The 5852-nt window shown below is 74.5% G+C and carries 4 protein-coding genes and 1 tRNA gene; all 5 read right to left on the reverse strand.

Going from position 1 to position 5852, the window contains the following annotated elements; translation table 11 throughout:
• Positions 1-914: Calx-beta domain-containing protein (locus ACME2J_RS21760; RefSeq protein ID WP_495547047.1), on the reverse strand; the 914-nt coding region annotated here is incomplete at its 3' end.
• A 71-nt stretch (positions 915-985) separates the two neighbouring features.
• Positions 986-1057 (reverse strand) — tRNA-Asn (locus ACME2J_RS21765).
• Between the two features lie 133 nt (positions 1058-1190).
• Positions 1191-3008, reverse strand: coding sequence for a DNA primase (gene dnaG / locus ACME2J_RS21770; protein WP_495547048.1), 1818 nt, complete (start codon positions 3006-3008; stop codon positions 1191-1193).
• A gap of 2 nt (positions 3009-3010) precedes the next feature.
• Positions 3011-4051, reverse strand: a complete 1041-nt coding sequence (locus tag ACME2J_RS21775; protein WP_495547049.1) for a deoxyguanosinetriphosphate triphosphohydrolase — start codon at positions 4049-4051, stop codon at positions 3011-3013.
• A 50-nt stretch (positions 4052-4101) separates the two neighbouring features.
• On the reverse strand, positions 4102-5852 hold a 1751-nt coding region (locus tag ACME2J_RS21780), incomplete at its 5' end, for a putative PEP-binding protein (RefSeq protein WP_495547050.1).

The raw sequence follows: 5852 nt of genomic DNA on the forward strand, positions 1-5852 counted from the left end.
ACCGCGGCCGGCGTGGAGCCCGCGCCGGCGAACGGCGCTGCCGGCACGGGGACCGGGCCCGCGGCCACGGGCGGCGGAGCGGGCGCCGGTGCCGGGGTTGCGGGCGGCGGCGCGGGCGCGGGCGGCGGGGCGACGTCGTCGTCGACCACGGTGCCGGTCGCGCGCGCCCGGGCGAGCGTCGCGTGCACGGGATCGGCGAGCGCGACGGAGAACGTCTCGTCGGGCTCCTCGGTGGCGTCGCCGGTCGTCGCGACCGCGACGGTTCCCTCCGTCACCCCGGGTGGGAAGGAGAGGGTCCCGCCCCGCACATCGACGTCGGAGGCCGACGCGTCCCCCGGCGTCACCGCATACCGGACGCTCACGGCGCGGCCGCTGGGGGCGCTCAGCTGGACCGGGAACGTGACGAGGCCGGCGGAGCCGGTGCCCTCGACGCCCGCGGCGTCGCGGATCCGCAGCGACGGCGGGGCGTCGTCGTCGACGATGACGCCGGTCAGCTCACCGGGCCCGGACACGACGTCGCCGGAGACCTCGGAGAGCGTGACGAGCACCGTCTCGTCGGGCTCGTCGAGCAGGTCGTCCAGCACCGCGACGCGGACGCTCGCGCTCGTCCCGAAGACGCTGCCGGGGAGCGTCACGCGCTCGTCGAGCGCGGCGTGATCGGCGCCGGACGTCGCGGTGCCGCCGCCGGCGCGTACCCGGACGGTCGCGGGGCCCTGGAGGACGGCGCCGCTGCGCGAGATCGTCACGGTGAGGCCGGCACCGACGGCGCCCTCGCCGACGGGCCCGTCGATCGAGGCGCTCAGCGCCGCCTGGGCCGCCGCGGGCGCCCCGCACGCCGCGAGCGTCGCGCCGAGCGCGACGCCGACGAACCTCCGGCCGCGGGGCATCGTGCCCCGTCCCCCCTGCTCCGTCATCGGCGGGACGCTAGCGGAGCGGGCGGCGGGGAGGAACGGCGAACGGCGCCCGGTGGGCGCCGTTCACGAAGCTCGGGGGGTGGGACTCGAACCCACAACGACTCGGTTAACAGCCGAGCATTCTGCCATTGAATTACCCCCGATCGATGCTCCGCCAATGGTAGCGCGCACGCCGACGGAGAGAAGGTCGACCCGCGGTACGGGGGCCTCCGAGCCCGTCGTGCCCGGGATTCTCCTCGCCTCCCGAGAAGGATCCTGGGCGCGGAGCTCGCGGCCTCAGTCCTCCTCCTCGGCCCGGCCCATCCGGCGCTCGGCGTCCGCGTCGCGGGCCGCCTTGAGCGCGATGAGGCGCTGCTTCACCTCGACGACGCCGCCTGCGCCGCTGTGGCGACGATGCTCGAGCTCGCGCTCGAGCTGGGAGTACTCGACCGCGAGGACGGCCGCCCGCAGCTCCTCGGGGTCCTCGAGGAACGCGGCCTTCGCGCGGAGGACGTCGTCGAGGTCGGTGAGCGCGGGGTCCTCGGGCGCGGGCGGCGCGCCGCCCCCGGCGGTCTCGACGAGGCGCCGCGCGACGGCCTGGTGGGCGGGGACGGTGAACGCCTGCTCGACGCCGAGGCGCTCCAGCTCGGCGGCTCCGGCCTGCGGGAGCGCCATGACGGCCGCGAGGAGCTGACGCTCCGCCTGCTCGACGGCGCCGAGGGCACGTCGAGGTGCGTGCGGCGCCCCGCCGGGCGACGGCGCCCCCGCCTCCGCCGAGGGGGCGGACGCGGCGCGCGACGGCGCCGACCGCGGACCCGCCGCCGACAGCCACCCGCCGACGAGCGACGGCTTGATGTCGAGCCGGTCGGCGACGAGGCCGACGAGCTCCTCCCGCACGGCGCCGGCCGGGAGGTCGGAGAAGACGGGGCGCAGCTCGTCGATGACCGCGTCCTTCCCCTCGGCCGTCGACAGGTCCCCGCGGTCGAGCTCGCGCAGGACCCGGAAGCGCACGAACGGCACCGACCCGGCGATGAGGCCCCGCATCTCCTCGGGGCCGCCGTCGCCGACGACGACGTCGGCCGGATCGCGGCCCTCGGGAAGCTGCACGACCCGCAGCGTGAGCTGCCGCCCGCGGGCGACCGCGGCCGCCTTCAGCATCGCGTTCTGCCCCGCCTCGTCGGCGTCGAGGGCGAGGTGGACGATCGGCGCCAGCCGCGCGAGCTCGCCGACCTGCTCCTCCGACAGCGCCGTGCCCATCTGCCCGACCGCGTGCTCCATCCCCGCCTGGTGGAGCGCGATGACGTCGGTGTAGCCCTCGCAGACGATGACCTCGCCCGCCCGCGTCGCCGCGCTGCGGGCGAGGTGGAGCCCGTAGAGATGCTCGCGCTTGTGGAAGATCGTGCCCTCGGGCGAGTTGACGTACTTCGGCCCCTCGGTCGACAGCGAGCGCGCGCCGAAGCCGAGGACGCGGCCACGCCGGTCCCCGAGCGGGAACATGATCCGCCCCCGGAAGCGGTCGTAGAGGCGCCCCTCCCCCTTCGCCCGGATCGCGAGTCCCGCCTCGAACACCTCGCGGTTGGAGTAGCCGGCGCGGCGCGACGCGAGGAGCACGGTGTCCCACGCCTTCGGCGCGTAGCCGACGCGGAACGTCCGCAGCGCCTCCTCGGTGAGCCCGCGACCGAGGAGGTACTCGCGGGCCCGGAGCGCCTCCTTCGACTCCCACAGCACGCGCGTGTAGTACGTCGCCGTGCGCTCGAGCAGCTCGAGGAGCCGCTCCCGGGCCTCGCGGCGCCGCGCCGCCTCCGGATCCTCGTCCTCGATCTCGAGCTCGACGCCGAAGCGGTTCGCGAGGTGCTCGATGGCGCCCTTGAAGTCGAGGCCCTCGAGCTCCTCGACGAACCGGAAGCAGTCGCCGCTCGCGCCGCAGCCGAAGCAGTTGTAGACCTTCTTCTGCGTGTCGACGCTGCAGGAGGCCGTGCGCTCCTCGTGGAACGGGCAGCGGGCCATCGCGGCGCCCGGCCCCGTGCGGCGGATGTCGGTCCGCGACGCGAAGAGCTCGACCATGTCGACCGCGTCGCGCACGCGCTCCTTCGAGTCCTGCGTGTAGCGCGCCATGCCTACAGCCGCAGCGAGGCCGGGACCGCGAGCGCCTCGAAGGTCCTGATGCAGTAGCGGTCCGTCATCCCCGCGATGTAGTCGACGACCCGCTGGGGGAGGTCGGCGCCCGGAGCCCCTCCGGCGTCCGGCGGGCCCTCCTCGAGGGAGACGTAGTGGTCGAACAGCGTCCGCAGCACGCGCTCGATGCGGTGGTGCTCCCGGCGGGCGACCGCGCCGAGGTAGACCTCCTCGAACATGAACGCGCGCAGCGAGGCCATCGCCCCGCCGGCCTCCTCGCCCTGGACGATGTCGCCCTCCTCGGCGGAGCGCTCGACGAGGTCGTGGACGAGCCGGTCGATGCGCTGCGAGCCGGTCGTGCCGAGCACCTCGATCGGCCCCGGCGGGAGGTCGCGCTCGTCGAGGACGCCGGCCCGGACCGCGTCGTCGATGTCGTGGTTGATGTACGCGATGCGGTCGACGAGCCGGACGATGCGCCCCTCGAGCGTCCGCGGCGCGGGCGCCCGGCCGGAGTGGCAGAGGATCCCGTCGCGGACGTCCTCGGTGAGGTTGAGCCCGCGCCCGCCGCGCTCGAGCACGTCGACGACGCGCAGCGAGTGCTCGAAGTGCCGGAAGGACCGGCCGAAGCGCTCCTGCAGGCAGCGATCGAGGACGTCCTCGCCGATATGCCCGAACGGCGGATGGCCGAGGTCGTGGCCGAGGCCGATCGCCTCGGTGAGGTCCTCGTTGAGGTCGAGCGCCCGTGCGACGGTCCGCGAGATCTGCGTCACCTCGAGCGTGTGGGTGAGGCGCGTGCGGAAGTGGTCCCCCTCGGGGGCGACGAACACCTGCGTCTTGTGCTTGAGACGCCGGAACGCCTTGCAGTGGACGATGCGGTCGCGGTCGCGCTGCAGCGGGGTCCGCAGGCCGCAGTCCTCCTCGGGGACCGCCCTGCGCGCCGGGAACGAGCGCGCGGCGAGCGGGGACAGGTGCGCGTCCTCCCACGACCGCCGGCGCTCGGGGAGCGCGCGGGCGACGGGTCCTGGAGAGGCGTGCGGGTCCACCCGACGGATTCTCGCACCCGCCGCGGCCGCGCCGCGGGCGGCCGCGGGGGTCAGGCGTCCGCCTCCGCGGCGGCGGCCTGCGCCGCGGCGACGCGCGCGATCGGCACGCGATACGGGGAGCAGCTCACGTAGTCGATCCCGGAGTGGTGGAAGAACGCGATCGAGTCCGGGTCGCCGCCGTGCTCACCGCAGATGCCGAGGTGGAGGTCCCCCTTCGTCTTGCGGCCGAGCCACGCCCCCATCCGGACCATCTGGCCGATGCCGGGAGTGTCGAGCGTCTCGAACGGCGAGCGGTCGAGGATCCGCGTGTCGATGTAGCGGGCGAGGATGCGGGCCTCGATGTCGTCACGGCTGAAGCCGAGCCCGGTCTGCGTGAGGTCGTTCGTCCCGAAGCTGAAGAAGTCGGCGTGCTCGGCGATGCGGTCGGCGAGGAAGCACGCGCGCGGCAGCTCGATCATCGTGCCGACGAGGTAGTCCTCGCCCGCGACGAGCCCGCTCTCCTCGCCGATCTCCTCGATCGCCCCGCGCATGAGCTCGAGCTCTCGCTCGTAGCCGACGAGCGGGATCATGATCTCGAGCCGGGGCCTCGGATCCGCGCGGAGGTGGGCGGCGAAGATCGCCCGCACCTGCATGCGGTACAGGTCGGGCATGAGGATCCCGAGGCGGACGCCGCGCGTGCCGAGCATCGGGTTCGACTCCTGGAGGGCGTGCGCGCGATCGCGATCGGGCCCGGGCTCCATCTCCTCGGGGTGCGGGAGGAACTCGTGCAGGGGCGGGTCGAGGAGGCGGATCGTCACCGGCAGGCCCCCCATCTCCGCGAAGATGCCGTCGAAGTCCTCCTCCTGGTGCGCGCTCAGCCGGGCGAGGTGCTCCCGTCGCGACTCCGTGTCGGGAGCGAGGATGGCTGCGGCCATGAGCGGCTGGCGGTCACCGAGGAACATGTGCTCGGTGCGGCAGAGCCCGACGCCCTCGGCGCCGAACTCGTGGGCCCGGCGCGTGTCCTCCGGGGTGTCGGCGTTCGTGCGCACGCCGAGGCGCCGGAGCTCGTCGGCCCAGCGCAGCACGATCTCGAAGTGCTCGGAGACCTCCGGGTCGACGAGCGGCACGTCGTCGGTCGTGATGTCGCCCGTCGTGCCGTTGATCGCGATGCGGTCGCCCTCCCGGAGCGTGAGGTCGCCGATGCGGACCTCGCGGGCCTCGAGGTCGATCTCGATGCCGCTCGCCCCCGTCACCGCGGGCCGGCCCATCCCGCGGGCGACGAGCGCGGCGTGCGAGGCCTTGCCGCCCTCGCTGGTGAGGATGCCGACGGCGGCGTCGAACCCCGCGACGTCGTCGGCCTCGGTGAACGGGCGGACGAGGACGACGTCGCGCGGATGGGCGTGATCCTGTCGCGCGGCGATGGCGTCACGGGCAGTGAAGACGATCTCGCCCTTCGCCGCGCCCGGCGAGGCCGCGACGCCGCGCGCGACGACCTCGTAGTCCACCGAGGGGTCGAACGTCGGGTGCAGCAGCGCGTCGAGCGACTCCGCGTCGATCGTCAGCAGCGCCGCGCCCTTGTCGAGCAGCCCCTCCTCCACCGCGTCGACGGCGAAGCGGACCGCCGCCTGGGCAGGGCGCTTCGCGTTGCGGGTCTGGAGCATGTAGAGGCGCCCCTCCTCGACCGTGAACTCCGTGTCCTGCATGTCGCCGTAGTGACGCTCGAGCGTGCGGAGGATCTCGACGAGCTCCGCGTGGGCCTCGGGCATGACCTCGGCGAGATCGGCGATGTCCTGCGTGTTGCGGACGCCGCTGACGACGTCCT

It is taken from the genome of Paraconexibacter sp. (assembly GCF_059438195.1).

What these genes read in the sequence shown, in the direction of transcription:
- dnaG (WP_495547048.1), bottom strand. Translation starts at nt 3,008, where the DNA reads ATGGCGCGCTACACGCAGGACTCGAAGGAGCGCGTGCGCGACGCGGTC.